Source organism: Devosia sp. (assembly GCF_025809055.1).
In the GTDB taxonomy this organism is placed as follows: Bacteria; Pseudomonadota; Alphaproteobacteria; order Rhizobiales; family Devosiaceae; genus Devosia.
This window is the reverse complement of sequence record NZ_CP075529.1, coordinates 3,270,093-3,297,050: the sequence shown is the minus strand read 5'-3', so window position 1 is coordinate 3,297,050 and position 26,958 is coordinate 3,270,093. Positions and strand designations below refer to the sequence as shown.

The window sequence follows — 26,958 nt, the reverse complement described above, 5'->3', positions numbered from 1 at the left end:
CTTCTATTTCGCAGGTTTTGGGGGTCGTCATGCCGTACATACCTCTGCTTCTACTTTGCATGCTATGCATGTTGACGCCTGCATTGGCGGATGAGCGCATCGGTGCCTTCGTTGTGTCGGATAGCAACCGGTCGGCGATACTCTTGGATGGTGAAATCGGGGTTAGTACGCCCCTTGAATTCCGCAGAGCGCTAGCGATCCGACCAGATGCCAAGGTCATCGTGCTGTCGAGCGACGGCGGATTAGTCGCTAGCGCACTAATCATTGCCGATGACATACATGCGCGAGGCCTAAGCACTGTCGTTCCTTCAGGCGCGCGTTGCTTCTCCGCTTGCTCATTCATTTTCTTTGCTGGAAATGAGCGATTGGCGGAGGGTGAGCTCGGGGTTCATCAGATGTGGTCGGAGGCCCCCGACCCGTCAGGTGTTCAATCAACTGTCTCAGATATTCTTGAAGTGTTGACCCGTTTCGACACCCCCACTGAAGTGTTCACACGGATGTTCAGGACCCCGAGTGAAGACATGTACGTCTTCACCCAGTCAGAACTCGACACGCTCGAAATCAATCGAGTTGGAAAGGGGCTTCGAGGAAAAGCCGAATACGCGGAACTGGTAAATTTGATTGCGCCAACCTCGCCGGAGCCGACACATGCGCAACCGCCCGCTTCGACCACGGAGAGCGGTGCGCTGCGTCTGGCGCTCTATAAGGGCCTGGATTTCTATGGTCAGGATATCGTTTCAGCGCGAGAAGCCGATGTTGTCGCCTGCGCTGCGAGTTGCCTCGGTAACCAGCAATGCCTCGCATTCACTTTCAACGCTAACCCGTCGTTGACACGCGGTCCGAACTGTTTCCTAAAAAGTGGCACGGATCGTCTGGAGGGGTATGCCGACGCCCTATCAGGCGTGTTCCTGCCCCCCAACATGTCCACCGCGCCAACCTACCGTATTGGTGTCATAGACCCGACGACGGATGTGTCGCCTCGCACGGACTATGTCGGCGGGGACCTTTCAACCTCGCCATGGCCCAACGCCAATTCCCCTGGCGAGTGCAGGATGGCCTGTGTCGACAATGACCAGTGTGTGGCCTTCTCGTTCGCCAGCGGTCCCAAACAATGCTGGCTGAAAGGGAGCCTCGGTCAACCCCGGACAGCCACCACCGTCACCAGTGGCGTGAAGCGTTGGATGACCTTTAGTGCTGTAGAGGTGTTGGATTTGTCGGAGTGATTGAGCCGGTGGCCGAATAATCAATGCCGACGTCGTTGATCAACTCCGCGGCAAAGGCATGCTGGATCGCAAGCAAACGTCTTTGCCATTCCAGCTTATAGACGCCAGCGCCATCTTTCTGGACCAACGCTGCTACCGCAAAGCGGTTTGGCAAGTCTTCGGCGACAACCAGTGGCGCCGAGACGGCTATGATGCAGCCAACGATGACAATTAGTTTTGCGCGCATGGCTCACTCCAGGTCGCGCAATAGTCTCATCAGTCAGTTAATTAGCCGTTAAGGTTTACCATCTGTTAGCTTTAGCTCACGCGATGGGATGAGATAAGGCTAACCGGTGATTGGTGTGGGAAATTGTCTCTAAGGACAGCAGTTACGCGAGTTACTTTAGGCTGCAACTTCATATAACTAGGACCATGTTATCTTGACCAGTAGGGGAGAGGCCGACAGTTCAATCCTGTCCGGCAGCACCAGTTTTCCCACAGACGTCACGCAACATGGCTCGCCTGGGAGGCTCGCATATCGTGGTCGATAGCCGGCGCATCCTGTTGCTGTTCCTGTTTCTCGTTCTGACCCTTGCCGCTTTCGTGGCGGCGATCTGCCTCGGCTCGACCCCCATTCCGCTGCAATCTGTGTTCGACGCGCTCATGGGCCGGCCGGCCGGCTCCAATCCGGATATCGACATCATCGTCTCGATCCGCCTGCCGCGCGCCCTAACGGCTGCACTGGCGGGCGCGGCGCTGGGTGTTGCGGGGCTGCAGATGCAGACGCTTTTGCGCAATCCGCTGGCCGATCCCTTCGTTCTCGGCGTGACTTCGGGCGCCAGCCTGGGCGTGGCGCTGGTGGTGCTGGCCTCGGGCAGCGCCATCGGGGCGTTCCTGTCCAGCGGCATGGGCCTGGGCGGAGGCCTCGCCATGGTCGGCGCCGCAACGCTTGGGGGCCTGGCCGTGCTGGTCCCCACCCTGGCCGTGGCCGCGCGGTTGCGCAATGCCGCGACCGTGCTCATCTTCGGCTTGATGATCGGCTATGCCATTTCGGCCTTTGTCACGGTGCTGGTGGCCAGCGCCTCGCCGCTGCAACTTGAGCGCTGGGCGGCCTGGGGATTCGGCTCGTTCAGCGCCGTGACCTGGACGCAATTGCAGATAATGGCGCCGGTCGTCGGCCTGGGCCTTTTGATTGCTCTCTTGTCCATCAAGCCACTCAATGCCCTGCTGCTGGGCGAAACCTATGCACGCTCGATGGGCCTTGCCGCCGGCAGGATGCGTCTCGTGACCATGGCCACGGCGTCGCTGCTGGCGGGCGCGGTGACGGCCTTCTGCGGTCCGATCGGTTTTCTCGGCATTGCCGTGCCGCATATGGCCCGCGCCATGCTTGGCACGTCCGATCATCGCCTCTTGGTGCCGGCCACGATCCTGCTCGGGGCGCAGGTGGCGCTTGTGGCGCAGCTGGTGGCGCTGCTGCCAGGCCAGCTCGGCGTGTTGCCGCTCAATGCCATCACCGCGCTGATCGGCGCGCCCGTCGTTATCCTCGTCATTCTCAGGGCCCGGTCCGGGGTGTTTTCGGGATGACGCCGGCGCTGCAAACCCATGGCCTTGTCGCGGGGTACCGCCATCGGCCGGTGCTGAACTCGCTCGACGTCGCGGTGGCGCCGGGCGAACTCGTCTCGATCCTGGGCGTGAACGGCGCTGGAAAATCCACCCTGCTGCGCACACTGTCCGGCAGCCAGAAGCCGCTGGCCGGGCGGGTCGATCTGGCCGGGCACGACGCGGGGGCCATGTCCGCACACACGCTCGCCCGCCATGTCGGGGTGCTGCTGACAGAGCGGTTGTCATTGGGCACGATGCCCGCGGGAAGCGTGGTCGAGCTGGGGCGCTACCCCCATACCGGCTGGGCCGGCCTGCTCACCGGTGAGGACCGGCGGATCATTGCCGAAGCCATTGGCGCCGTGGGCGCGACGGCGCTCATCGATCGGGATTTTAATGCGCTCTCGGATGGCGAGCGGCAGCGCATTTTGATTGCGCGGGCGCTGGCGCAGAGCACCAATGTGCTTTTGCTCGACGAGCCGGCCGCCTTTCTCGATGTCTCGGCGCGGGTGCAGATGATGGCCATGCTGCGGCAACTGGCCCGCGACAAGGGCGTCGCCGTGGTGTTGTCGAGCCATGATCTGGAACTGTCGCTGCGCCTGTCGGACACGATCTGGCTGCTCGACGGGGCCGGTACGGTTCTGGCCGGAGCACCGGAAGACCTGATCGCCGGCGGACAGATCGAAGCGGTTTTCTCCAGTTCCGCCATTGCCTTTTCGCCCGGCGACAGGGCGTTCCGAATGCGCAATCATGCTCAGAGGCCGGCCGGTGTCAGCGGCGGGCCCGAGGGGCTGGACCTGGTGCGCACCGTGCTTGAGCGGCAGGGTTATGAGATTATCGCCGATGCCGACCGGGCCGAAGTCCAGGTCGAGCTCTCTACATATGGCTGGACCGCGACGCGCGGACCGGATCGCGCCAGGGGCACGAGCTACGGCGATCTGGCGCTGTTTCTGAACAAGGCTGACAAGGCCAAGGGGGTTTAGTGACCGACTTCTACAGTCTTTCCCGTCTTGGGTTTGCCGCCCTCGCCCTCATGGTCGCACCGGCTGCTGCGGCAGAGCCGCAATTCGACGCCGCGGGCTGCGCGGTCGATTATGCGCCCGGCGTGGATTACTTCGCCGACAAGGCTGCGGTGGAACAGGCCGGTAATTTCAGCGTCGCCTATTTCGAAAACTACAAGATCGTGACCGTAGCCGACGCCGATATGGGCGGCACGGCTGAAACGGTCGTTCTGGTGCAATGTGGCACGCCGGCACCGGACCTCGGCCCGGACTATGCCGATGTGCCACGGGTCACCATCCCGGTCCGATCGCTGTTTGCCGGCAGCACGTCGCTCAATCCGGCATTGGTGGCGGTGGATGGGGTGGCGGCTCTCACCGGCGTCGCGCAGCGCGACTATCTTGCGACCCCACAAATCGTGGCCCGCGCCGCTGATGAGGGCGTTGTCGAATATGCGCCGGCGGGAATCACCAATGTCGAGGCGGTCGTGGCGGCGCGGCCGGACGTGGTGATGGTCGCCCAGGCCGGCGAAGCGGAAATGCAGCGGGTCGCACAGACGAGCATCGCGGTCGTCACCTATGCCGACTGGCTGGAAAGCTCGCCCCTTGGCCGGGCCGAGTGGGTCAAGTTCCTCAGCCTGTTCTTCAATGCCGAGGCCAAGGCCAACCAGGCCTTTGCCGAGGTGGCCGACAATTATGCGACTGCCCTCGCCTTGACCGAAGGCATCGGCGCGGACGAGCGCCCTCAGGTGCTGAGTGGCCAGGCATTTGGCGGTATTTTCTACGCTGCCGGTGGCCGCTCGTTCATGGCAGAGCTGATCCGCGACGCCGGTGGCGCCTATGTGTTTGACGACAATGCCAGCACCGGCAGTTTCCAGATTCACGATCTCGAACAACTGGTCGTCCCGGCCCGCCAGGCGGCGTTCTGGGTGCAGGCCTCCATGCAGTATCAGACGCTGGCCGACATCGCCGCCGATGATCCGCGCCTGGCCGCCCTGCCCGCGGCCAAGGCGGGCCAGGTCTGGATGCCGGACGCGCTCAAGGGGCCCAATGGCGGCGTGCAGTTCTATGAACTGGGCAATATGCGGCCGGACCTGGTGCTGATGGACCTCATCTCCATTGTCCATCCCCAGCTCGTACCCGATCACCAGCGCGTCTTTTACCGGTCGATCGCGCGCGATTGAGCCACCGCTTCAAAGCCGGGTTGCAGCCACCATATGGGGTGCGGGTTCCCTTTGCGCATCGCACTCGCTAAAAGGCGCGCAACACTGTCGAGGTCACCATGCCAGCCGCCCCCTCCCCCAGCCGCAAGGCCCTGGAAACACTTGCCCGCCAGCGCATACTCATTCTCGACGGTGCCATGGGTACCCAGATTCAGGGGCTGGGCCTGGGCGAAGATGATTTCATCGGCCACGGCTCCGGCCATGCCTGCCGGCACCATTCCGAGCATCCGCAGAAGGGCAATAACGACCTGCTCATTCTGACCCAGCCCGAAGCCATCGAAGAAATCCACTTCAACTACGCCATGGCCGGGGCCGATATCGTCGAGACCAATACCTTTTCGGCCACCACCATTGCCCAGGCCGACTACGGCATGGAGGCGGCCGTCCATGATCTCAATGTCGAGGGCGCGCGCGTGGTGCGCCGGGCGCTGGACCGGGCCACCGCCATCGATGGCAAGCCGCGGTTCGTCGCCGGGGCCGTGGGCCCGACCAACCGCACCGCCTCGATCAGCCCGGACGTGAACAATCCCGGCTTCCGTGCCGTCAGCTTCGAGGACCTGCGCAAGGCCTATAGCGAGCAGGTCAACGGCCTGATCGAAGGCGGCGCCGATGTCATTCTGGTCGAAACGATTTTCGACACGCTCAATGCCAAGGCGGCGATCTTTGCGTGCATCGAGGCCTTCGAGCGCACCGGCGTGGCGCTGCCGATGATGATTTCAGGCACCATTACCGACGCTTCGGGGCGGACGCTGACCGGCCAGACACCCACCGCATTCTGGCACTCGGTGCGCCATTCGCGGCCCTTTACGGTCGGCCTCAACTGCGCACTCGGCGCCGAGGCCATGCGGCCGCACATGGCCGAAATCGCCTCGGTGGCCGATACGTTTACCTGCGCCTATCCCAATGCCGGCCTGCCCAATGCCTTCGGCCAATATGACGAGGGCCCGGACGACACCGCCGGCCAGCTCGACGAATTTGCGCGCGAGGGCCTGGTCAATGTCGTGGGCGGCTGCTGCGGCACCACGCCCGATCATATCCGCGCCATCGCCGAGACGGTGGCAGCCCACCGCCCGAGGGTTTTCAGTTGAACCGCTATCTGCGCCTGTCCGGCCTCGAGCCCTTTGTCCTCACGCCCGACATTCCCTTCGTCAATATCGGCGAGCGGACAAACGTCACCGGCAGCGCCCGCTTCCGCAAGCTGGTCACCGCGCGCGACTATGCCGCCGCGCTGGCCGTTGCCCGCGACCAGGTAGAAAACGGCGCCCAGATCATCGACATCAACATGGACGAGGGCCTGATCGATTCCCGGGCGGCCATGGTCGAGTTCCTCAACCTCATTGCCTCCGAGCCGGAAATCGCGCGGGTGCCGGTGATGATCGACAGCTCCAAATGGGAGGTGATCGAGGCGGGCCTGCAATGCGTGCAGGGCAAGCCGATCGTCAATTCGATCTCCCTCAAGGAAGGCGAAGAGCAGTTCCGCCACTATGCGGGTCTGTGCATGGCCTATGGGGCCGCCGTTGTGGTCATGGCATTCGACGAGCAGGGCCAGGCCGATACCTATCAGCGCAAGATCGACATCTGCGCCCGCGCCTATGCCATCCTTGTCGACGACATGGGCTTTCCGCCCGAGGACATCATCTTCGACCCCAATGTGTTCGCCATTGCGACGGGTATCGAGGAGCATGACAATTACGGCGTCGATTTCATCGAAGCGACGGCCTGGATCCGCAAGAACCTGCCCCATGCCCACATTTCGGGCGGCGTCTCCAATCTCTCCTTCAGCTTCCGCGGCAATGAGCCGGTGCGCGAAGCCATGCACGCCGTGTTCCTCTACCACGCCATCAAGGCCGGCATGGACATGGGCATCGTCAATGCCGGCCAGCTTGCCGTCTATGACCAGATCGATCCCGAATTGCGCGAAGCCTGCGAGGACGTGGTTCTCAACCGCAAGCCAAAGGCGGGAGGCAGCGCCACCGAGCGGATGCTGGAGATCGCCGAGCGGTTCAAGGGCGGCGCCCGCGAGGAAAAGGTGCGCGACCTGGCCTGGCGCGAATGGCCGGTCGAAAAGCGGCTCGAACATGCGCTGGTCAACGGCATCACCGAGTTCATCGAGGCCGATACCGAAGAAGCCCGCCTTGCCGCCGAGCGCCCGCTGCATGTGATCGAAGGCCCGCTGATGGCGGGCATGAACGTCGTCGGCGATCTGTTCGGCGCGGGCAAAATGTTCCTGCCGCAGGTGGTCAAATCGGCCCGCGTGATGAAGCAGGCCGTTGCCGTGCTGCTGCCCTATATGGAAGCGGAAAAAGCCGAGACCGGCGGCGATCAGCGCCAGTCTGCTGGCAAGGTGCTGATGGCGACGGTCAAGGGTGACGTGCACGATATCGGCAAGAACATCGTCGGCGTGGTCCTGGCCTGCAACAATTACGAGATCGTCGATCTCGGCGTCATGGTGCCGCCGCAGAAAATTCTCGAAACCGCCCGCGCGGAAAAGGTCGACATCATCGGGCTGTCCGGCCTCATCACCCCCTCGCTCGACGAGATGGTGCATATGGCCGCCGAGATGGAGCGCGAGGGTTTCGACATGCCCTTGCTGATCGGTGGCGCCACCACGTCGCGGGTGCACACGGCGGTCAAGATCGCCCCGCGCTATACGCGCGGCCAGGCCATTTATGTCACCGATGCCAGCCGCGCCGTTGGCGTGGTCGGGCAATTGCTGTCGCCGACCGCCAAGGCCGACTATGTGGCGTCCATCCGCGCCGAATATGTCGAAGTGGCCGAAAAGCACGAGCGGGCCGAACTGGCCAAGCAAAGGCTGCCACTGACATCGGCCCGCGCCAATGCCTTCAAGATCGACTGGTCCGGCTACCAGGTCAACGCGCCGCAATTCCTCGGCACGCGGGTCATTGATGATTGGGACCTGGCCGAAATCGCCCGCTATATCGACTGGACACCCTTCTTCCAGACCTGGGAACTCAAGGGTGTTTATCCGCGCATCCTGGATGACGAGAAGCAGGGCGAGGTGGCGCGCCAGCTGTTTGCCGATGCGCAGGACATGCTGAAACGGATTATCGCCGAAGACTGGTTCAGGCCCCGCGCCGTGGTCGGGTTCTGGCCAGCCAATGCCGAGGGCGACGATATCAGGCTGTTCGCGGGCGAGGAGCGGACCGAGGAACTGGCGACGCTCTATACGCTGCGCCAGCAGACCTCCAAGCGCGGCGACAGCCCCAATGTGGCGCTGGCCGATTTCGTCGCGCCAAAGGGTACAGCCGACTATGTCGGCGGCTTCGTCGTCACCGCCGGCCCCGAGGAAAACGAGATCGCCGAGCGCTTCAAGCGCGCCAATGACGATTTCGGATCGATCATGGTTAAGGCACTGGCCGATCGCTATGCCGAGGCCATGGCCGAGATGCTGCACCAGCGTGTCCGCAAGGACTATTGGGGCTATGCCAAGGACGAAACCTTTGCGCCGACCGAATTGATCGGCGAGCCCTATCGCGGCATTCGCCCGGCGCCCGGCTATCCGGCTCAGCCGGACCACACCGAAAAGGTCACGCTGTTCCGTCTGCTCGATGCCGAAAACAAGACCGGCGTGCAATTGACCGAGAGCATGGCCATGTGGCCCGGCTCATCGGTCTCGGGCATCTATATCGGTCATCCGGACGCCTATTATTTCGGCGTCGCCAAGGTCGAGCGCGACCAGGTGATCGACTACGCGACCCGCAAGGGCATGGACATTGGCGAGGTCGAACGCTGGCTGGCGCCGGTTCTCAACTATGTCGCCGGTTAGGCTGCCAGCTCCGCTCCCGACCCTCGGCCGCGAGCCGGGCGCCAACGAACAGCAGATCTGACAGGCGGTTGAGATAGACGCGGGCGGTGGCCGTACGGTCGTCATCGAGCGAGAGCAGGCGGCGCTCGGCGCGGCGGCAGACCGTGCGGGCCACATGCAGGGCGGCGACTGCTGCCGAACCGCCGGGCAGGATGAATTCCTTGAGCGGGGGCAGGTCGGCATTCCAGGCGGCGACCACTGCTTCGAGCGCGGCGACATGATCTTGGGTCAACACGGCATGTCCCGGCATCGACAGGGCACCGCCGAGATCGAAAAGATCATGCTGGATCGACACCAGTTCTTCGCGCAACGGCACAAGGGTTTGCTGGCTTTCGGCAAAGCCGATGACGCTATTGAGTTCATCGACGGTGCCGATCACCTCGATCAGGGCCGCGTCCTTGCGCAAGCGCGAGCCATCGGAGAGGCCCGTGGTGCCATCGTCGCCGGTCCGGGTGACAATTCTGGATAGTCTATGTCCCACTTGCGGCCCCCATTTCTGCGGCGGCCAGTGCGGCCTTGAGCGCCGCGACCTTTTCGCGGCTGGTGCGACGCCGGGCCGGGCTGGAAAAGCCCAGGCGAGCGGCGTTTTCTGGCGCAGACGCGTCCGCTTCTGAGCACGAGCCATGCACGGCGCGCAGCGGCAGCGCCCGGCTGAGGTCGGGGATCACATCGGGCGAGATGCCGGCGCCCGGCATGATGGTGATGGCATCTCCCACATGCCGCGCCAGCCTCGCCAGCACATCGCGGCCGGCCAGGGCCGACGCGGCCCCGCCGGAGGTGAGGATGGTGCCAAAGCCCAGTTTCATCGCGATATCGGCTGCGGCCCGGTGATCGGGCACAATATCGAAAGCGCGATGGAGGGTGATGGCCATGCCCGCTGCCGCCTCGACCATGCGGGTCAGAAGCGGCTCGTCGAGACGTCCGTCGGAAAAACTCGCCCCGAGGACGACGCCAGCCAGACCCGCTGCACGCATTGCGGCGATATCGGCCAGCAGCACCTCGGCCTCGGCAGCGGAATAGACGAAATGGCCCGGACGATGGCGGATCATGGCATGGACCGGCACCGGGGATTTGGCCGCCATGGCCACCAATCCGGGTGAAGGCGTGAGCCCACCCAGCTCAAGGGCCGAGCACAGCTCGATCCGGTCGGCACCGCCCGCAAGGGCCGCGGCGAACCCTTCGGCGTCGTCAACGCAGACCTCGAGCAGCGTCATTGGCTCAATCCCAGAATGGCGGCGCCAACCAGGCCGGGTTCGGCAATGCCGGCCGGGACCACAAGGGGACGATCGAGCCTGCGCAGGATGCGCCGGCGAACCGCTTCGTCGAGCGCCGTGACCAGGGGCGCGACGCTGCCCAGCCCGCCCCCAACCGGCACGATATCGGGCCCGACGACATTGACCGTGAGCGCCAGGGGTCCGGCGAGCAGGTCGATCTGGCATTCAAGGGTCCGCGCCGCCAGCGCATCGCCGGCCTGCCAGGCCGCGATGATTTCGCGGCTCGACGCCTCACCGCCGCCCAGATGGGCATAAAGCCGTTCGAGCCCCCGCGCACCGCCAACCGTGTCGACACAGCCACTCTGCCCGCAGCCGCAGGGGAGGCGCGGTATCGCGATGGGTGGCGAGCCGGCTTCGGTTGCGGCAACCGGACCGTGCCCCCATTCGCCCGCCAAGCCCCCGGCGCCCTGATGGATGGCACCGTTGACCACAAGCCCTCCGCCCACGCCGGTGCCCAGGATGACGCCGAACACCACGCGGTGCCCCTGCCCCGCTCCGATCCCGGCTTCGGCCAGCACAAAGCAATCGGCGTCATTGGCCACCAGCACCGGGCGATCGAGCCGGGCGGACAGCGCCTGCGCCAGGTCGAGCCCGTCTATGCAGGCAATATTGGCGCAGGTGACCACGCCACTCGCCGGATCGACGACACCGGTTACCGAAATGGCCACCGGCGCCCCCTCCGGGGCTCCGCCGATCTTGACCCATTCTGCGATTGCGGCGGCGAAAGCCATAAAATCATGGTGCGGTGTCGGCACGCGGCCCAGCATGGTGAGCGCTTCCGGACTGGTGGCGGTGGCGGCCTTGATGGTCGAGCCGCCAATATCGAAACAGGTAATCATGGCTGCCGGGTCAGGTGTCGGAGGTTCACTGGTAGGACGCTGGCCGGTGAAGGGCAAGGGGAGGCTTGAGCGCCGGCGCCGGGCAGAATATGGCTGGAGCCACGAGGAGACATCACCATGACCACCCAGGGCCTGTACGACATCATCGACCCGCGATTTTCCAGCAAGATCGTGGGCAATGCGCAGCTCGACGAGCTGTATTCCGGCTGCCGCTGGGCGGAGGGCCCGGTGTGGTTCGGCGACCATGGGTGCCTGTATTTCTCGGACATTCCCAATGAACGGGTGATGCGCTATCTGCCCGAAGACAATACGATCAGCCTGTATCTAAAGCCCTCCAACTACGCCAATGGCCATACGCGTGATTGCCAGGGGCGCCTGGTCTCGTGCGAACATGGCCCCCGCCGGGTGACGCGCACGGAGCTCGACGGCACGATCACGGTGCTGGCGGATCAATATGCCGGTAAGCGGCTGAATTCGCCGAACGACGTGGTGGTCAAATCCGATGGCTCGATCTGGTTCACCGATCCCAGCTACGGCATCCTGTCCGATTACGAAGGGTACCGCTCGCCCGAGGAGCAGCCCTGCCGCGGCGTTTATCGGATTGACGGGCAGACCGGGGAGGTCACGCTGGTGGCCGGTGATTTCATCCAGCCCAACGGCCTGGCTTTTTCACCCGACGAGAGCCTGCTCTACATCGCCGAGTCCGGATTTGGCGCGGATGGCAAGGCGCCGCGGACCCTGCGTGTTTTCGATGTGGCCGAAGGCAGGTTGCACAATGGCCGTGTCTTCGCCGTGATCGAGGATGGGCGGCCCGATGGTTTTCGGGTCGACAGCGATGGCTGGGTCTGGTGCTCGAGCGAAATCGGGATCGAGGTGTTCGACCCGGCGGGCGTGCGCACCGGCAAGATCCATATCGGGCAGCGTGTGGCCAATCTCGAATTCGGCGGCCCACGGCGCAACCGGCTGTTCATCACGGCCACCCGGTCGCTCTATTCCCTCTATGTCAACGCCGGCCCAGCCCGGCGCCCATAAAAAACCGGCGCCCCGAAGGGCGCCGGCCGCAATCATCAGGTCATGAAAATGGGCTGGCGTCAGATCCAGTAGGGCGTGACGCCGTAGTAATCGTGCACGCGACGGCCGTTCTCGCTCGTCCAGAAGGCATCGTCCTCGCGCTCGTATTTGGGCGCGCCTTCGATCTGCTCCTTGGAGATATCGACTCGATAGCCACCGAGGCTTTCGTCATAGTCCAGCTTGGACCAGGGCAACGGATAGTGGTCATTGCCCAAGCCCAGGAAGCCGCCAAAGCTCAGCACGGCATAAGAAACCTTGCCGCTGCGCTTTTCGACGAGGATCCGTTCGATCGAGCCGACATGTTCGCCGGACTGATCATAGACCTTGGTACCCTCGACCTTGTCGGATGCGATCAGGTCGTGCGTTTCCTTGACGTCGGCACTGGCAACGCGCTTGTCATCAAAAGACATGATACAATCCTCCTTGCTTGGGATGTGAAGGGTCAACGCCGCACAACCCCGCCGGTTTCCTCACCTATGCAAATGTGATCGGGCACCACCGCCCCGGCCGCGTCGGGGAACCCTGCGCCCCGCCGACGCATTGATCCTGCAACAGGTTACGGCCGCCAGACGGCCCAATCACAGGAGCACGATCATGGTGTTCGACACACTCAAGGACAGAATGGGCGGCACCGACATGCTTGAGCCCATGCGCATTGCCAATCACCCCCTGTTCACCGCGCAGGAAAAACTAGACCTGCTCAATCAGTTGAAGGCCGAAGTGACCAGCGTCGGCCAGGAGGGCCTGGAAGTCGGCTTCGAACCCGAGGCCATCGAAGAGGCCATAGCCCAGGTACGCGCCGGCGTCGCCGATGGCGTGGGTTCGCAAACCGTGTTCAAGGGAGATTTCTGATGGCGACGGACAACAAGCCCCACGCCCCCGAAACGGCCAAGGTGGACAGCCTGGTCGATGAGAACGGTTCGCGCATCGAGGTTCCGGTGGATTCGGGCATCCGGCCCGCCGGCGAGCACGAGACCAGTGTCGGCGGCACCGGGCCGACCAATTGGTGGCTCTATGGCGTGGTGGCCCTGGCCATCATTGTGGCCATTCTCTTCGTGCTGCAACTGTTCTCGGGCGCTCCGGGAACCGACATGCAGCCGGGCACGCCGACTTCGGCGCCCGTGGTCGAGCCGGTGCAATAAAAAACGCGGCCCCGGAAGGCCGCGTTTTTCGTTTCTCTATGTCCAGGATCAGCCGCGAATGGGCGAAAGCTGGATTTCGACGCGGCGGTTCTGGGCCCGGCCGGATTCAGAGCCGTTGGAGGCGATCGGCGCGGTTTCACCCTTGCCTTCGATATAGAAGCGGCGCTGGTCGATGCCCTGGTTGGCCAGGATGGTGGCAACCGCCACGGCGCGACGCTGGCTGAGCGACAGGTTATAGCTGTCATCGCCCTGGCTGTCGGTGTGGCCATAGACATCGACGATGGTCTTGTCGAACTTCTTGAGCACCAGGCCGACCGACACCAGCGTCTGGTTGAACTGCGGCTGCACCGTCGAAGAGTCGGTCGCGAAGGTGATGTTGGACGGCATGTTGAGGATGATCTGGTCGCCGACGCGGGTCACCGAAACGCCGGTGCCCTGAAGCTGGGCGCGCAATTCGGCTTCCTGCTGGTCCATGTAGTTGCCGATGGCAGCGCCGGTCAGGCCGCCAACGCCGGCGCCGATCAGCGCGCCGATGCGCGGGTCGCCGCCAACAGCCGCGCCGACAATGGCGCCGGCTACCGCGCCGCCACCGGTGCCGATCAGCGCGCCGCCAGCGGTGTTGGAGAGCTGGGACTGGCCCGTATAGGGATTGGTGGTGGTGCAGGCGCTCAGCGCCAGGGTCGCGGCGAGCGCGACGAGAACCTTCGACTTCATTGATTATCCCCCTGAAGGATTCGTGTCAGTGGCCTTGTGGTGCCCCTTCAATAAGGCAGGAGCGTGGTAAGGGAAAGGTGATGAATGGGGGATGAATGGCCGCAAACCCGGGGCGGCCAACCCTGGACAGCACAAGGCAGTCCCCGGCTTTGCCTCAGGTGGGGCGGCGTGACGCTGTCAGGCCGGAACCGCGCCGCTACCCGGAACTCCCGCCATGCGCCGGTCAACCGGCACAGGACAGTTGGACGTTCCGGGGAGCGGCTGCATCAGGGATTAGTCGCCCACCGGTACGCGCGCCGCATGGGTGGTGATGAGCGGAATGAGCGTGTTGAGCTGCGAGAAGCCGTAGCCGGTCGAATACTCTCGCGGCAAGACGATATAGCGACCTTCGCTGCAGGATTTCAGCACATCGCACCAATTGGGCAGCACGTCCACCAGCCGCTGGCGTGCGGCACCATAGGTATCCCCACCGGCGATATTGTAGGTGTCGAAGGTGTAGTCTGCCTGCTGTTCGGGCAAGAGCTCGACGCTCACCTCTTCGCCCCAGGCGACGCCACGATCGGACATGGCCTGTGCAAATGGCGTACGCACCAGTCCCAGATCTTCCAGAACCTTGGTGAGCCCGCCATATCCGGCATAGACAGTGAGCTTGCCGTCCCAGGCCTGTATCTTGGCATAGCTCTGGCCAACCAGCTCCGGGAAAGTGCGGCGGGCAGTCTCGATATTGCGCTGGTAGGCCTCCAGCAGGCGTTCCCACTCTTCCAGTTCGCCCGACGCATCGGCGACGTCGCGCGCGAAATTCATCGGGTCCTGCGGATCATCGGCGATGAAAACGGTGGGGGCGATAACCTCATACTGCTGCCGGAGGTCGAGATCATAGGTGCGCGCGATGATCAAATCGGGCGACAATGCCGCGATGGCTTCCACATCCAGAGGATAGGAGCCGACAAAGCCGATGCCGGAATTTTCGAAGGTATAGCCCAGCATTTCTTCGACCGAGCGCAGGAACTCGCGGCCATCATCGGCCACGCGCCCATGCGAGCCGACCACGGGAGCACCGATTTCCAAAAGGGTCAGCGTGATCGACTGATCATGCAGGCCGACAATCCGCTCGGCTTTTTCGGGGATACAGGTCTGGCCGCCACCATGTTCGAACAGCCGGAACCCGGCTTCGCAACTCTCCTGTGCAACCACCGGCACGGCGCCGATTGCCGCGATCGTGGCCAGCGCAAACAGCACTTTCATCATAGATCTTACTCCCATGCCCGAACAAAAGTCGGGCGGCCGCTCCAAGAAAACGCTCCTGCCCATGCGGCGGGGCAGCAGGTGCGTGGCGCCTTCACGGACTAGTCTTCGAGAGGCACGAAGCCACGGGATGCGATGTTGGCCGCGATGATGGACATGGTTTCCTCAAGGGTGCGGAAACTGAGGGCCCGCATCGGCTCGCGATCGATGTAGAAGTGCTGGTTGTGCCGGGCGGCGTGCAGGAAGTCCTTCCAGCCCGGCGCCACCTCGTCCCAAGCCGCGTTCTGGGCACTGGGCGTCTGCCCCCAGGCAACATTGTAGGTGCCGATCATGAAATCGGCCTGGATGGTTTCCAGCAATTCGCCGCTGATCAGGTCATTGCCAAGGCCCAGGTCCTGAACTATCTGCGGCATGCCGAATCCGAGGTCGTGCAGGACCTGGCCCAGCGCTTCGTTGTTGCTGGAGATGGCAATGCCGCCACCTTCCTCGGTGCTGGCCTGGGCGACGACCACCGAGACATCCGCAGGATCGCCGATCGTGTCGGCAACCACTGCCCGATAGACATCGACCCGGCTCTGGTAGCCTTCCAGGCGATGGGTGAACTCATCCAGCTTGCCGGCCACATCGGCAATTCGCCGGTAGCGATCAAGAGCCCGGTCCTTGGTCGGGTCGAAGATCACCGTGGGGGCGATCGCCGAGTATTTCTCGACAATGTCCTGCTGCCAGGCCGGTGCGAGGATGAGATCGGGTTCAAGGGCGGCGATGGCTTCGAAATCGGGCTCGTTCGGGCCGCCAATCCATGTCAGGCCGCTGTTCTCGAAGGTCAGGTGAAAGAGGTCATAAGCGCCGCGCGGATAGGGCTTGCCATCGTTCTTGTTCGCGTCGGTGAGGCCGGCCGAGCCCACCAGGTTTGCGCCCAGTTCCCACAGAGGCGCGGTGAATTGCTCCTCGCGAACCGACACAATGCGCTGCGGGTTCACCGGGATGGAGACGGTGCGGCCGAGGTCGTCACTAAAGTCACGCATGTCCTGAGCCGAGGCGGCCAGTGTCAGGCTTGCCATGACGGCGAATGCAACAAGAAGGCGCTTCATGATTTCTCCCATCCGCGCTGCCCCGGGGGGCGGATGGGAGAAATCCTTACTATCATTGTCATATTAAATGCAAGGCGATCGGAGCCCACTTTTTGGGGCAGAAGGGGCGGCGCCCGTTCATCCCGAAGGAGCCTGCGCCGGGCATGTGCCCGCAGCCAGCGCCCTAGCCATTCGCCCAGCCTGCATCGACCAGAAAATGCTGGCCAGTGATCATGGCGCTGTCGTCGGCGGCGAGGAACAGGGCGAGGCGGGCGCAGTCCTCGGGGGTGAGGGCCTCGGGTATGGCCTGGTTCTGCTTGATGTCGGCGAGCGCCTCGGCGGAAATCCACAGATCGAGCTGGCGCTGGGTCATCACCGCGCCTGGCACCAGCGAATTGACCCGAATGGAGGAAGGCCCGAGTTCGCGCGCCATGGAGCGGGTGAGGCCGTGTATGGCGGCCTTGGCGGTTTCGTAGAGCGGCAGGCCCGGGGTCATCACCATCCAGCTGATCGAGCCGTAGTTGATCACCGCGCCACCCCCGGCGACCGCCATGCCGGGCGCGACGGCCTGGATGGCGAAGAAGGCATGCTTGAGATTGACGGCCATGCGCCGGTCCCACTCATCGGGCGTGACGTCTTCCCAGCGGTGCCGCTGGTCGTGGGCGGCATTGTTGACCAGCACACGGGCATCGCCATGGGCCAGTGCCAGATCGCCAATGGCCGCCTGATAGGCCGGGATATCGGTGACGTCGCAGCGGATGAAGCGGGCTGTCTGCCCCAGTCCGGTCAATTCGGCGGCCAGCGCCTCACCGGCTTCGGCGGCAATATCGACGAAGCCGACCCTGGCCCCCTGCGCAGCAAAGGCGCGGACCATGGCTTCACCGATGCCGGAGGCACCGCCGGAAATAACCACCGGGCGGTCGGCAAGGCTTGGATAGCTGGCAAAGGTCATGGCGTACTGGTCCCGCTTGGAAGCATGGTGCCAGCAATACCGTCAGGCGGTTGCGGTCGGCAAGAGTATTCTGATGTACGTACATCAGGTGTCAATTGCAGGCCGGTTGCACAGAGCAACCTGCGCAGATCAGCGCAGGCGCTCGACCGATGGGGCCATGACATGGGGGGTGACGTCGCGCGTTTCGACTTCATCCAGTAGCGCGAGGATCTTGTCGACATTGGCGATATGGCGCTGCTCCATGGAGAAGTTGAGCGTCACATACTCCCGGCCCGGGCAGAAGGTGCAGATATTCACCTCGGTGTGCCAGGCGCCGCAATAGAGCGGCTCGACCATGCCGTGGGTCATCGGGCCATAGGTGCGATGTGGCGGCACCAGGGTCAAAACGATGTGCATGCCGCCATTGAACCGCCAGAAGCGGCGATTGGGCAGCGCCGGAATGAACCGGTTGAGCGTGCGCATGGCCTTGAACATGGAATTGATCACGACCTGGAAGGAGGTGATATCCTTCTGTTCGATGCCGGCTACCGTGTCGTCGACGGCCCGGACATATTCCACGAAGTCTTCCATGACCTTGAACTTGGCTTCCAGCGCCCGGACGCGGAAGAAGTCGTCGTCGGTATTGTTTCGCTTGGTGTCGAGCATGGTGTAGGCAGCGCCGATCACCTTCTTGCTCATCAGCTTTTCGGCGCCCTCGCCATTGAGCGCATGGGTCACCAGAGCGAACATCAGCGAGCGCTGGCGCACGCCCAGCTTGTTGGCGAGCAGGCGCAGGCGATGGCGCTCGATGGCCAGGGTCTTGAACCCCCAGGGCTTTTCCTTGGGCGCCAGGATATTGGCCATGACCAGATAGATGAAGGCGGTGAGCCCGCCGCGCAGGGCGCTCCGCATCCGGTCGCGGAAGGGCAGCTTGTGCCCCTTGTCCGATTGCACGCCGTGGCCGGCCGAGGACGAGCGTGTCAGCAGCGCGGAATCGGACCCTTCCATCAGGGCATGGCTGGAGCGGACCTGGATCACCGAGGCGCGACCCTGGGCGTCCGGGCCGCCCCGGCGCACCACGGCCATGACGCGGAACAGCGGCAGGTCCTTGTGCTCGAAAATATCGGCCGACTTGCTCAGCCACTTGTCCGGATAGCCGTCCAGTTCGTCGACCATTTCCACCGAGGTAATGGCGTCGAGCAGGTGCTTGGGAAAGGGTTGGCCCGGCTGGGCGCCGACAAAGCCATGGGTCAGTTGCGGCGCCAGAGCGACCATTTCGGCCACCATATTGCCCAGCCCGTCCTTGTCGTAGCTCTGGGTCGAAAAGGCGGTGAAGAACACCGTGTCGCGGCCCTCATAGAGGAACCACTGGAAATCTGTGAACAGGGCCTGGGGATTGTGCTGCACGGCGGCCTTGGCCAGAGCATAGGCGTCCGCCTGTTGCCCGGCAAAACTGGACGATGAAAAACTCTTCACGATGGACCTCCCCTGCCCCCCGATAAAATTTGGCCGCAATGTGATCTAAGCGCACATGCGCCACACTATCAACACATTACGCCATGGCCGGTTAACCCGCGTTCAAGGGCGGTGGCGTCGAAATCGGATCACAAGCAGTTCAGGCGAAGGGCCGATACCAGTTTAGAATGACTCTTATGTTTGCAATGGCGCCGGGGAGGCATTAAACACTTGGCGGCGCGTCGAATTGACCTATGTCAAGCTGGCGGCGACGGACTTAGGTAAGTCTCAGGTGACGCAGAAAACGGGCCCCTGCCGTATCTGCGCCACAGGTGAAGGAACGGCCCCATGGACTATCGCGGTATCTTCGAGGATGCAGTGGACGCACTGCGGGCAGAAAAGCGCTATCGCGTTTTCGCCGATCTCGAACGCATCGCCGGCCGCTTCCCCCGCGCCGTCTATCGCGACGAAACCGGCAATGCCCGCGAGATCACCATCTGGTGTTCCAACGATTATCTGGGCATGGGCCAGCACGAAAAGGTCGTCGCCGCCATGCAGGAAACCGCGGGCGCAATGGGTGTCGGCGCGGGCGGCACGCGCAATATTTCGGGCACCAACCGGCCGTTGGTCGAGCTCGAGCGCTCGCTGGCCGACCTGCATCGCAAGGAAGCGGCCCTGGTGTTCACCTCCGGCTTCGTGTCCAACGAAGCGGCGCTCTCGACCATTACGCGCCTCCTGCCGGACTGCATCATCTTTTCCGACCAGCTCAATCACGCCTCGATGATCCAGGGCGTGCGCCAGTCGGGCATGGAAAAGAAGATTTTCCGGCACAATGACGTGGCGCATCTGCGCGAACTTCTGAGCCATGTCGACCGCAAGCGGCCAAAACTGATCGCCTTCGAGTCGGTCTATTCCATGGATGGCGATATCGCGCCGATCAAGGAAATCTGCGACCTGGCCGAAGAGTTCGGTGCGCTGACCTATATCGACGAAGTTCATGCCGTGGGCATGTATGGCCCGCGCGGCGGCGGCATTGCCGAGCGCGAAGGCCTGATGGAGCGGATCGACATCATCGAGGGCACGCTGGCCAAGGGCTTTGGCACCATGGGCGGCTATATCGCCGCCAATCGCGCCATCGTCGATGCCGTGCGCTCCTATGCACCCGAATTCATCTTCACCACCGCCCTGCCCCCGCCGCTCTGCGCGGCCGCCCGCGCCTCGATCGAACATCTCAAGGGCAATGGCCAGGAACGGTTGATGCACCAGCGCCAGGCGCGGCTGACCAAGGCCATTCTGGCCGATGCCGGCCTGCCGGTAATGGATACGCCGACCCATATCGTGCCGCTGATCGTGGGCGATGCGCGCCTGGTCAAGGCCGCCAGCGACATGCTGATGGACAAGCACAATATCTACATCCAGCCGATCAACTACCCCACAGTGCCCAAGGGCACCGAGCGGCTGCGCATCACCCCGACGCCGCTGCACAGCGACGAAATGATCTTCGAGTTGCGCCACGCCCTGGTGAGCGTCTGGACAGCGCTCGAGCTGCCGCGCGAAAAGGCCGATCCGGCCCTTACCGCCAGCAAGCTGACCTCGGGCGATCTCACACTGCCAAGCCTCGGGGGCTGACCGCGCCGGTCACCTCCAGGCGCCGATGGCGTCGAAGGCGGCCGCCACATGCTCGGCCAGCGGCCGGTCTGCGCCGGCATCGCGCCAGGCATCCAGCGACACCCGTGCAATACCGATCGTGACCATGGCCAAAAGGCGCAGATCGAGCGCGTCAGCTTCAGGCCAGCACGACCTGAGCGACTCGAAAAGCTCCGCCTCGTCGCGGGCATAGCCGGCCTGCTTGCTGGCGCGCACCACCGGGCTCGAGAGCATCAGGCGGTCAATGGCGATCAGGTCTTCGAGCGGATAACCCTCGGCAATGCGAATGCTCGCCTGTCGCACCGCCGCAAACGGACCCTGCCCCTCTGGCCTTTGTGCCAATGCCTGCGCCAGCGGCGCGGCAAAGCCTTTGTGCAGCGACAGGACGATTTCGTCCTTGCTCTTGAAATAGTGAAAGAAGCTGCGGCGCGAAATGCCCGCAGCGAGCGCAATGGCGTCAATGGTCGTGGGTTCAAATCCGTCGGCCCTGAACAGGCTGAGGCCTGCGTCGATAATGCGCTGGCGTGTCTGCTGGCGCTTCTGTTCCCGCCGTCCGGGGCCCGCTTCGTCACTCATTTCCATACCCACTTGCCAAAGTTGCACTGAGTGCAATATAAAACCTGCACTCAGTGCAACATCAAGACCTCGGTGTATATCTATGGCAAAATGGACCGCTTCGGAAATCCCCCCGCAGACCGGCCGCATCGCGGTCGTCACCGGCACCGGTGGGCTCGGCTATGAAGACGCGCTGGAATTGTCCCGCGCGGGCGCCGAAGTCATCATTGCCGGGCGAAATGCGGAAAAAGGCGCGGCCGCGATTGCCGGCATCAGAGCCGCCGTGCCCGGGGCCAGGGTCAGTTTCGGGCAACTGGACCTGGCCGATCTCACATCGGTCGCGGCGTTCGCCGAAAATATAGCGCAGCGCCATGACAGGCTGGACCTGTTGATCAACAATGCCGGCGTCATGGTGCCGCCGACCCGGCAGGAAACGGCAGATGGTTTCGAAATGCAGTTCGGCACCAATTATCTCGGCCACTTCGCGCTGACCGCCCACCTGCTGCCACTGCTGCGCAAGGGCGAGCAGCCGCGGGTCGTGTCGCTGTCCAGCGTGGCGGCACGCGATGGCAGGATCGATCTCGATGACCTGCAGTCGAACCCCTATGTCCCCATGCGGGCCTATAGCCAATCCAAGTTGGCCTGCCTGATGTTCGCCTTCGAGCTGCAACGGCGCAGCGCGGCCGGCGGGTGGGGCATTGCCAGCCTCGCCGCCCATCCGGGCATTTCACGCACGGACCTGTTGCACAATGGTCCGGGACGGGGGAGCCTGGTGGGCCGAGTCCGGTCCCTCTTTGGTTTCCTGCTGCAATCGGCGGCACAGGGCGCCCTGCCGACGCTCTATGCAGCCACCGCCCCCGCGGCCCAGCCGGGCGGCTATTACGGGCCCGACATGCTCAACGAAATCCGCGGCTATCCCGCCCCATCAAAGGTGCCACCGCAGGCCAATGACGTGCCCATGGCGCAGCAATTGTGGTCGGCATCGGAGCGACTGGCCGGCGTGACGTTTCCGGCCTGAGCCGGAGCGATCGCGATCAGTCCGCGCGGAACCAGCGCGACAGCACCGCGTCCAGCCCTTCACCCTGGCGGTCACCCACCCAGGCGACATGGCCATCCGGACGCACCAGGACCGCGGCGGGCGCGGGCACCGCGCCGATGACCGGCAGCGTCCAGGCTCCGCTATAGCGAGCCTCGACCAGTTTGAGGCGCTGCGCCCAGGGCCCGGGCTCGACCCCGCCTCCGGGGTTGAAACTGAGCAGGAGCGGCTTCGCGTCGTGGAGCATGTCGAAAACCCGCCTGGTTCCGGCATCGGTTCTTAGTTCGAGATCCGGCATGCGGCGGCCGAGCAGCGGATGCCCTTCGCCCAGATCGTAGCGCAGACTGAGACCCGACATGTCGCCGGCCACCATTCGGGCGCTGTCCGGCAGGGCCATGAGTTCGCCCATGATCGCGGCGACGGCTCGGGACCGCTCATCGGTGCGGGTCAGGGCGACGCTGGCCATGGTGTAGCGCAATAGCCGTGCCGCCGCCGGATGGCGCTCGGCGTGATAGGTGTCGAGCAGCGAACCGGGAGCCTCGCCGTTCGCCACAAGTGCCAGCTTCCAGCCCAGATTGACCGCATCGGCCAGGCCAATGCCCATGCCGAACCCGCCGGCCGGATAGTGGATATGGGCAGCGTCGCCCGCCAGCAGCACCCGCCCCTTCCGGTATTGGTCCGCCTGCCGCGTCATGTCGGTGAAGCGGGTCATGTAGGTCGGGTTGGACATACCGAAATCGGTACCGTAATGCGCCACCAGCGCCGCGCGCAGGTGATCGAGCGTGACCGGGCCGCTGCCGATGGCCCCCTCAGTGACCATCACACCCACCTTGCCGGTCTCGGTCTGGCTCAGAGCGTGGGTGCCGATAGCATCACTGCGCAGGCCGAAGGGCGGTTCGACCGCCATATCCACCTCCGCCAGCAGGTGACTGAGGGTGGCGTCCGAGCCCGGAAAACCGATACCGGCCGCCTTGCGCACGAGGCTCCGGCCACCGTCACAGCCGACGAGAAAGCCGGCGCGCAACTCGCGGCCGTCGCTCAACTGCACCGAAACGCCGGTGCCGTCCTGGGTCAGCGATTCGATCGCCACGCCGCGCAGGATGGGCACGCCCAGTTCCTCCGCCCAGTCGCCGAGCAGGCGCTCGCTGTGCTTCTGGATGAGCGACAGGCCATAGTTGTGGCGCGTGGGAAAGTCACTGATGTCCAGCCGGGCACCGGCAAAGCCGACGACCTGCATGGGTGTGCCCTCGGCGAGGAAGCGGCCGGCTATGCCGCGCTGGTCAAGGAGTTCGATCGTGCGCGCATGAAGGCCAAGTGCCCCGGGCTGGACGCGCAGCGCATCGCTGCGCTTTTCGATGACGAGCACATCGGCTCCGCCGAGACGCAGTTCGGCGCCAAGCATGAGCCCGGTGGGGCCGGCGCCGGCGATGATAACGGCATGATCGGTCATGGCGTGCCTCCAGTTGGGGCTCACTGATTAGCCTGGAGGCGGGGTCTTGAAGCAAGCCCCTTGCGCACCAGATATAGTAATGGGCGAGATGCCAACGCCGCTCTCGCGGGAGAGGCAGAGCTGCTCATTCGGCGGTGATGCGCCATGGCCTGCCGATGCGCGGCAGTCGTGCGCCTACGGACTTTCGACACAGGGCCTCGCCGCCGGCAACCCGCCGACGCAGGATCCCGCCGCCCCTGCCCAGGCAAATCCTCCACGCCGCCGAACGAGAGACCACTGTTCTGGCGAGCATCCCGGCGTATCAACCCTGCAAGCCAACGCCCGCGCCATTCGAGCGCAGCTCTCATGGCCTTCTCGACTGGACCGACTCCACCGGAGCCGCTCCCCGCTGCGCGACCGCCTTCGAAGTCCGCTAAAATCGCTCCACTGGAGCGATTTCTTCACGCCCGTGCCATTCGAGCATAGCTCTCATGGCCTTCTCCGCTAAAATCGCTCCACTGGAGCGACTTCTATACGCTACGAAGTCAACACGATGCGCATGAGGTCGGCGGTGTTGCGGGCGCCCAGCTTTTCCATCACCCGGGCGCGGTGCACCTCGATGGTGCGTGGGGAAATGCCCAATTCGCGCCCCGCTTCCTTGTTGGACTGGCCATTGGTGATCAGTTGCAGGACTTCGCGCTCGCGCGGGGTCAGTTGACCGAAGCCGCGCACCTCGACCGGCCGGCGGCCATCCTGCATGGCCCCCAGATGCACGTCCCGGCGCAGCGCGTCACGCACCACCGAGAGCAGATATTCGCTGTCCACCGGCTTGGCGATGACATCATTGGCGCCCAGTTTCATTGCCGTCACCGCCGCCTCCATGTGCGGGGCATTGTCGATCATCACCACTGCAGTGCCGGAGCGCAGCGCCTTGATCCGGCGGAGCAGGACAAGTCCGGACTCCTCCCCGATGGTCAGATTGATCACCGCCACGTCGGGCCGGCGGCGCTCCAGTGCCGACAGGAAATGCGCCGGCTCGACAGAGAAAGTCGTCTGAAACCCTTCCAGCCGAAACAGGATGGAGAGTGCCTCGCAGGTGCCCGGATCAGCATCGACGATATGAACCAGGCGGTCGCGATTGAGATAGGAATGGTAGTATTGAGTATTCATGGTGTCAGTGCCTCACGTTGCCATGCAATACCGGTCCACCGGGCGATCAAATCCTGCCGTGCAGACGCAAGGCGCCTGCCCGATACACCCCTGCCCGGGTGTCCGTCTTGGTAGTTTGAACTAAGTGGTCGCGCCGTCCGATACGATGAATCCGTAGGATGCACTACCTACGTAAAATTGTATATTTGCCTATTAGCGGGCCGTCAACTGCATTTATTCCTACTCTGTCGCCGCGAAATAGGCCGGACGAGCCGGCCTATGACGTCGATCAGGTCTTGTTGCCGGCGCGCAGGGCGTCGCGAATTTCGGTCAGGAGGATTTCCTCCTTGGTCGGCGCAGGCGCGGTTTCCACCGGCTCCTTGGCCGCTTCGCGCTTCATCGAGTTGATGCCCTTGACCACCAGGAACAGCACGAAGGCAATGATGGTGAACTTGACCACGGCGTTGATGAACAGGCCGATATTGAGGGTCGAAACGCCGGCTTCCTTGGCGGCGGCAACGGACTGCACGGCCACGTTGTTGGGGTTGGAGAGCACGACGAAGAGATTGGAGAAATCGACCCCGCCGATGATCAGGCCGATGAGCGGCATGAAGATGTCGTCGACAATCGAGGAGACGATGGCGCCGAAGGCAGCGCCGATGATCACACCGATCGCCAGGTCGATCATGTTACCCTTGATTGCAAAGTCCCGGAATTCTTTGACGAAGCCGCTCATTGTTAGCCCTCTCGCTTGATGTTTGGCCCTTTGACTCGGCTTTGGTGCCAGCCGAACCTAAGGATTGCCCCGAGTTTTCGGTAAAAGCAATGGTTCGAAGGTCACCTTGCGCCGCAGCGCCGCCGGGCCGATAACCGGAAGAACAACAATTCAAGGCCCCACCGACACGCTCATGCCATTGCATCCGGAAGACCCGGCGACCGCCCTACGGCTGGCAATAAACCACATTCCGCAAGGGATCGCGGTGTTCGATGCCGGGCTGCGGCTGGTGACCTCCAACACCCGCTACAATGACCTGCTCGACCTGCCGGCCGACCTGACCCGCCCGGGCACGGCGCTGTTCGACCTGGCCCTGTTCATGGCCGAGCGCGGCGACCTCGGTGAGGGAGACGCGGCCCGGCTGGCCATCGAGCGCATCAACCTGCTCACCTCCGCCCCCACGACGATCAGCCAAAGGCGCGGCGGCGTGGGCCAGACGCTGGAATTTCATTCGAGCCGCCTACCCAATGGGGGCCTGGTCATCAGCTTTGCCGACGTCACCGACCGGTCCCTGGCCGAAACGCAGGTCGCGCAGGTCAACCAGACGCTGGAGCGGCGGGTGGAGGAACGCACGGCGGCCCTGCAACTGGTCAATGCCGAGCTTGAGCAGGCCCGGGCCAAGGCCGACGCCGCCAACAATGACAAGACCCGGTTTCTGGCCGCGGCCAGCCATGACCTGCTGCAGCCGCTCAATGCGGCGCGCCTCTACACCTCGACGCTGATCGAGCGCGCCAAGTCCACGGCCTTTGCCGACCTGGCCAATTCGATCGAGGCGTCGCTGACGGCGGTGGAGGACATCATGTCGGCCCTGCTCGACATTTCCCGCATCGACAGCGGCGCGCTCAAGCCCGCGCCGACCGTGGTGGGAACGCAGGACCTGCTCAAGAAAATCGAGGTCGAATTCGCCCCCATGGCGCGCGAACGCAGCATTTCGCTGCGCATCGTCGCTTCGCGCAGCGCCATCTTGGCAGATCGGACCCTGGTAAGCCGGATCGTTCAGAACCTGGTCTCCAATGCGATCAAATACACGCCGTCCGGCGGCAAGGTGCTGGTGGGCGTGCGGCGGCGCGGCAACCGGCTGCGCCTCGACGTGGTCGATACCGGCATCGGCTTCAATCGAGACCAGCACAGACTGGTCTTTGCCGAATTTTCGCGGCTCGAACGCGGGGCGCGCATGGCGCAGGGCCTCGGGCTGGGCCTGTCCATCGTCCAACGTCTTGTCGCCGCCCTTGGCCTGACGCTGGAACTCGACAGCGTCGAGGGCCGCGGCTCGCGCTTTTCGCTCTATCTGCCGATCCAGCGCAATGCGCGGCTCGGCGCAACGGGCGGCAATACAGGCGCCGAGCCGGTTGTCGGCACGCTCAATCTCAAGGTGCTGTGCGTCGACAATGAACGCGCCATTCTCGAAGCCATGGAGGGGCTGCTGACCCATTGGGGCTGCGAGGTGCGCACCGCCCTCTCGCTCAAGCAGATCGACCGGGAGCGCCTGCTCGAAGGCTGGTATCCCGATCTGGTGCTCATGGACTATCATCTCGACCAGACCTCGGGCCTCGATGCCATCGAATGGCTGCGGCACAATGTGGGTGGCCACCTGCCGGCCGCGCTGGTCACCGCCGACCGGAGCCCGGCAGTCCGCACCCTGGCCGAGGACCGCGGGATTGCCGTGGTGACCAAGCCGGTCAAGCCGGCGGCGCTGCGGGCTGCCATCAGCGGGCTGGCCAATCAGAGCAGCGGTGCGCAGCGTCCGGGCTGATTGCCCACGCCAAACCCCTTACCCC

24 protein-coding genes and 1 pseudogene are annotated in these 26,958 nt (G+C 63.9%); 11 read left to right on the top strand and 14 right to left on the bottom strand.

Annotated features, from left to right (window positions below; translation table 11 throughout):
* The first annotated feature begins 68 nt into the window (after nt 1-68).
* Nucleotides 69-1,223, top strand: a complete 1,155-nt coding sequence (locus KIT02_RS16185) for a PAN domain-containing protein (RefSeq protein WP_297580055.1) — start codon at nt 69-71, stop codon at nt 1,221-1,223.
* Here KIT02_RS16185 and KIT02_RS16180 read toward each other — a convergent pair.
* Nucleotides 1,189-1,449 carry a hypothetical protein gene (locus KIT02_RS16180; RefSeq protein ID WP_297580052.1) on the bottom strand — a complete coding sequence of 87 codons (261 nt, stop codon included), beginning with the start codon at nt 1,447-1,449 and terminating at the stop codon, nt 1,189-1,191. The two genes, KIT02_RS16185 and KIT02_RS16180, sit on opposite strands and share 35 nt — an antisense overlap.
* Nucleotides 1,450-1,715: 266 nt before the next feature.
* On the opposite strand from KIT02_RS16180, the gene KIT02_RS16175 reads away from it, so the two are divergent.
* From KIT02_RS16175 to metH, 4 genes and pseudogenes are all read left to right on the top strand, one after another.
* Nucleotides 1,716-2,786, top strand: a complete 1,071-nt coding sequence (locus KIT02_RS16175) for an iron ABC transporter permease (RefSeq protein ID WP_297580049.1) — start codon at nt 1,716-1,718, stop codon at nt 2,784-2,786.
* Nucleotides 2,783-3,784: an ABC transporter ATP-binding protein gene (locus KIT02_RS16170; protein WP_297580046.1), complete on the top strand. Its 1,002-nt coding sequence runs from the start codon at nt 2,783-2,785 to the stop codon at nt 3,782-3,784. Before KIT02_RS16175 ends, KIT02_RS16170 begins: the two co-directional genes overlap by 4 nt.
* Nucleotides 3,784-4,983, top strand: coding sequence for an ABC transporter substrate-binding protein (locus KIT02_RS16165; protein ID WP_297580043.1), 1,200 nt, complete (start codon nt 3,784-3,786; stop codon nt 4,981-4,983). The genes KIT02_RS16170 and KIT02_RS16165 overlap by 1 nt, the downstream gene beginning before the upstream one ends.
* 143 nt (nt 4,984-5,126) lie before the next feature.
* Nucleotides 5,127-8,809 (top strand): annotated as a pseudogene (metH, locus tag KIT02_RS16160) (methionine synthase); the annotation flags it as partial.
* Here metH and KIT02_RS16155 read toward each other — a convergent pair.
* The 3 genes from KIT02_RS16155 to KIT02_RS16145 are packed head-to-tail and all read right to left on the bottom strand — an operon-like array spanning nt 8,790 to nt 10,961.
* Nucleotides 8,790-9,329 (bottom strand): cob(I)yrinic acid a,c-diamide adenosyltransferase, encoded by a 540-nt coding sequence (locus KIT02_RS16155; protein ID WP_297580040.1) that lies wholly within the window; start codon nt 9,327-9,329, stop codon nt 8,790-8,792. The pseudogene metH and the gene KIT02_RS16155 overlap by 20 nt on opposite strands.
* Nucleotides 9,319-10,062 carry a copper homeostasis protein CutC gene (locus tag KIT02_RS16150; protein WP_297580038.1) on the bottom strand — a complete coding sequence of 248 codons (744 nt, stop codon included), beginning with the start codon at nt 10,060-10,062 and terminating at the stop codon, nt 9,319-9,321. Before KIT02_RS16150 ends, KIT02_RS16155 begins: the two co-directional genes overlap by 11 nt.
* Nucleotides 10,059-10,961, bottom strand: a complete 903-nt coding sequence (locus tag KIT02_RS16145; RefSeq protein ID WP_297580035.1) for an ROK family protein — start codon at nt 10,959-10,961, stop codon at nt 10,059-10,061. Before KIT02_RS16145 ends, KIT02_RS16150 begins: the two co-directional genes overlap by 4 nt.
* A gap of 117 nt (nt 10,962-11,078) precedes the next feature.
* Here KIT02_RS16145 and KIT02_RS16140 point away from each other — a divergent pair, with 117 nt between their 5' ends.
* Entirely contained in the window at nt 11,079-11,993 is a 915-nt protein-coding gene (locus KIT02_RS16140; protein ID WP_297580032.1) for an SMP-30/gluconolactonase/LRE family protein, read from the top strand.
* Between the two features lie 59 nt (nt 11,994-12,052).
* Here the strand turns inward: KIT02_RS16140 and KIT02_RS16135 are convergent, their stop codons facing one another.
* On the bottom strand, nt 12,053-12,442 hold the full coding sequence (locus tag KIT02_RS16135; protein ID WP_297580029.1) for a PRC-barrel domain-containing protein: 390 nt from the start codon (nt 12,440-12,442) through the stop codon (nt 12,053-12,055).
* A gap of 184 nt (nt 12,443-12,626) precedes the next feature.
* Between KIT02_RS16135 and KIT02_RS16130 the strand changes: the two genes are divergently transcribed.
* Nucleotides 12,627-12,884, top strand: coding sequence for a hypothetical protein (locus KIT02_RS16130; protein WP_297580026.1), 258 nt, complete (start codon nt 12,627-12,629; stop codon nt 12,882-12,884).
* Nucleotides 12,884-13,174 (top strand): hypothetical protein, encoded by a 291-nt coding sequence (locus tag KIT02_RS16125; RefSeq protein WP_297580023.1) that lies wholly within the window; start codon nt 12,884-12,886, stop codon nt 13,172-13,174. The genes KIT02_RS16130 and KIT02_RS16125 overlap by 1 nt, the downstream gene beginning before the upstream one ends.
* A 48-nt stretch (nt 13,175-13,222) precedes the next feature.
* Here KIT02_RS16125 and KIT02_RS16120 read toward each other — a convergent pair whose 3' ends face one another.
* From KIT02_RS16120 to KIT02_RS16100, 5 genes are all read right to left on the bottom strand, one after another.
* Nucleotides 13,223-13,888 carry an OmpA family protein gene (locus KIT02_RS16120; protein ID WP_297580020.1) on the bottom strand — a complete coding sequence of 222 codons (666 nt, stop codon included), beginning with the start codon at nt 13,886-13,888 and terminating at the stop codon, nt 13,223-13,225.
* A 273-nt stretch (nt 13,889-14,161) separates the two neighbouring features.
* The gene (locus KIT02_RS16115) at nt 14,162-15,136 is read right to left on the bottom strand and encodes an ABC transporter substrate-binding protein (protein WP_297580017.1); all 975 of its coding nucleotides are present in this window, start codon (nt 15,134-15,136) and stop codon (nt 14,162-14,164) included.
* 98 nt (nt 15,137-15,234) lie between these two features.
* Complete coding sequence (locus KIT02_RS16110) at nt 15,235-16,224, bottom strand: ABC transporter substrate-binding protein (RefSeq protein ID WP_297580014.1); 990 nt, start codon at nt 16,222-16,224, stop codon at nt 15,235-15,237.
* Nucleotides 16,225-16,387: 163 nt separating this feature from the next.
* Entirely contained in the window at nt 16,388-17,155 is a 768-nt protein-coding gene (locus KIT02_RS16105; RefSeq protein WP_297580011.1) for an SDR family oxidoreductase, read from the bottom strand.
* Nucleotides 17,156-17,284: 129 nt separating this feature from the next.
* Nucleotides 17,285-18,610, bottom strand: a complete 1,326-nt coding sequence (locus KIT02_RS16100; RefSeq protein ID WP_297580008.1) for a hypothetical protein — start codon at nt 18,608-18,610, stop codon at nt 17,285-17,287.
* Nucleotides 18,611-18,937: 327 nt separating this feature from the next.
* On the opposite strand from KIT02_RS16100, the gene hemA reads away from it, so the two are divergent.
* Nucleotides 18,938-20,218: a 5-aminolevulinate synthase gene (gene hemA / locus KIT02_RS16095; protein WP_297580006.1), complete on the top strand. Its 1,281-nt coding sequence runs from the start codon at nt 18,938-18,940 to the stop codon at nt 20,216-20,218.
* 9 nt (nt 20,219-20,227) lie between these two features.
* Here the strand turns inward: hemA and KIT02_RS16090 are convergent, their stop codons facing one another.
* A complete protein-coding gene (locus KIT02_RS16090) occupies nt 20,228-20,812 on the bottom strand; it encodes a TetR/AcrR family transcriptional regulator (protein WP_297580003.1) in 585 nt (194 codons plus the stop codon).
* An 82-nt stretch (nt 20,813-20,894) separates the two neighbouring features.
* Between KIT02_RS16090 and KIT02_RS16085 the strand changes: the two genes are divergently transcribed.
* The gene (locus KIT02_RS16085; protein ID WP_297580000.1) at nt 20,895-21,809 is read left to right on the top strand and encodes an SDR family oxidoreductase; all 915 of its coding nucleotides are present in this window, start codon (nt 20,895-20,897) and stop codon (nt 21,807-21,809) included.
* A 16-nt stretch (nt 21,810-21,825) separates the two neighbouring features.
* Here the strand turns inward: KIT02_RS16085 and KIT02_RS16080 are convergent, their stop codons facing one another.
* The 3 genes from KIT02_RS16080 to mscL all read right to left on the bottom strand — a co-directional run bounded on the left by KIT02_RS16080 (nt 21,826) and on the right by mscL (nt 25,141).
* A complete protein-coding gene (locus tag KIT02_RS16080) occupies nt 21,826-23,277 on the bottom strand; it encodes an FAD-dependent monooxygenase (RefSeq protein ID WP_297579997.1) in 1,452 nt (483 codons plus the stop codon).
* A gap of 516 nt (nt 23,278-23,793) precedes the next feature.
* Nucleotides 23,794-24,426: a LuxR C-terminal-related transcriptional regulator gene (locus KIT02_RS16075; protein WP_297579987.1), complete on the bottom strand. Its 633-nt coding sequence runs from the start codon at nt 24,424-24,426 to the stop codon at nt 23,794-23,796.
* A 268-nt stretch (nt 24,427-24,694) separates the two neighbouring features.
* Nucleotides 24,695-25,141 carry a large conductance mechanosensitive channel protein MscL gene (gene mscL / locus KIT02_RS16070; RefSeq protein ID WP_297579961.1) on the bottom strand — a complete coding sequence of 149 codons (447 nt, stop codon included), beginning with the start codon at nt 25,139-25,141 and terminating at the stop codon, nt 24,695-24,697.
* 172 nt (nt 25,142-25,313) lie between these two features.
* Between mscL and KIT02_RS16065 the strand changes: the two genes are divergently transcribed.
* On the top strand, nt 25,314-26,933 hold the full coding sequence (locus tag KIT02_RS16065) for a PAS-domain containing protein (RefSeq protein WP_297579957.1): 1,620 nt from the start codon (nt 25,314-25,316) through the stop codon (nt 26,931-26,933).
* Nucleotides 26,934-26,958 lie beyond the last annotated feature (25 nt).

Coding starts and splice junctions, on each gene's coding strand:
- KIT02_RS16080 (WP_297579997.1), bottom strand. CDS start 23,277: ATGACCGATCATGCCGTTATCATCGCCGGCGCCGGCCCCACCGGGCTC.
- KIT02_RS16150 (WP_297580038.1), bottom strand. CDS start 10,062: ATGACGCTGCTCGAGGTCTGCGTTGACGACGCCGAAGGGTTCGCCGCG.
- KIT02_RS16140 (WP_297580032.1), top strand. CDS start 11,079: ATGACCACCCAGGGCCTGTACGACATCATCGACCCGCGATTTTCCAGC.
- KIT02_RS16130 (WP_297580026.1), top strand. CDS start 12,627: ATGGTGTTCGACACACTCAAGGACAGAATGGGCGGCACCGACATGCTT.
- KIT02_RS16115 (WP_297580017.1), bottom strand. CDS start 15,136: ATGATGAAAGTGCTGTTTGCGCTGGCCACGATCGCGGCAATCGGCGCC.
- mscL (WP_297579961.1), bottom strand. CDS start 25,141: ATGAGCGGCTTCGTCAAAGAATTCCGGGACTTTGCAATCAAGGGTAAC.
- KIT02_RS16185 (WP_297580055.1), top strand. CDS start 69: ATGTTGACGCCTGCATTGGCGGATGAGCGCATCGGTGCCTTCGTTGTG.
- KIT02_RS16175 (WP_297580049.1), top strand. CDS start 1,716: ATGGCTCGCCTGGGAGGCTCGCATATCGTGGTCGATAGCCGGCGCATC.
- KIT02_RS16145 (WP_297580035.1), bottom strand. CDS start 10,961: ATGATTACCTGTTTCGATATTGGCGGCTCGACCATCAAGGCCGCCACC.
- KIT02_RS16170 (WP_297580046.1), top strand. CDS start 2,783: ATGACGCCGGCGCTGCAAACCCATGGCCTTGTCGCGGGGTACCGCCAT.
- KIT02_RS16090 (WP_297580003.1), bottom strand. CDS start 20,812: ATGAGTGACGAAGCGGGCCCCGGACGGCGGGAACAGAAGCGCCAGCAG.
- KIT02_RS16110 (WP_297580014.1), bottom strand. CDS start 16,224: ATGAAGCGCCTTCTTGTTGCATTCGCCGTCATGGCAAGCCTGACACTG.
- KIT02_RS16065 (WP_297579957.1), top strand. CDS start 25,314: ATGCCATTGCATCCGGAAGACCCGGCGACCGCCCTACGGCTGGCAATA.
- KIT02_RS16180 (WP_297580052.1), bottom strand. CDS start 1,449: ATGCGCGCAAAACTAATTGTCATCGTTGGCTGCATCATAGCCGTCTCG.
- KIT02_RS16105 (WP_297580011.1), bottom strand. CDS start 17,155: ATGACCTTTGCCAGCTATCCAAGCCTTGCCGACCGCCCGGTGGTTATT.
- KIT02_RS16135 (WP_297580029.1), bottom strand. CDS start 12,442: ATGTCTTTTGATGACAAGCGCGTTGCCAGTGCCGACGTCAAGGAAACG.
- KIT02_RS16085 (WP_297580000.1), top strand. CDS start 20,895: ATGGCAAAATGGACCGCTTCGGAAATCCCCCCGCAGACCGGCCGCATC.
- KIT02_RS16125 (WP_297580023.1), top strand. CDS start 12,884: ATGGCGACGGACAACAAGCCCCACGCCCCCGAAACGGCCAAGGTGGAC.
- KIT02_RS16120 (WP_297580020.1), bottom strand. CDS start 13,888: ATGAAGTCGAAGGTTCTCGTCGCGCTCGCCGCGACCCTGGCGCTGAGC.
- KIT02_RS16075 (WP_297579987.1), bottom strand. CDS start 24,426: ATGAATACTCAATACTACCATTCCTATCTCAATCGCGACCGCCTGGTT.
- hemA (WP_297580006.1), top strand. CDS start 18,938: ATGGACTATCGCGGTATCTTCGAGGATGCAGTGGACGCACTGCGGGCA.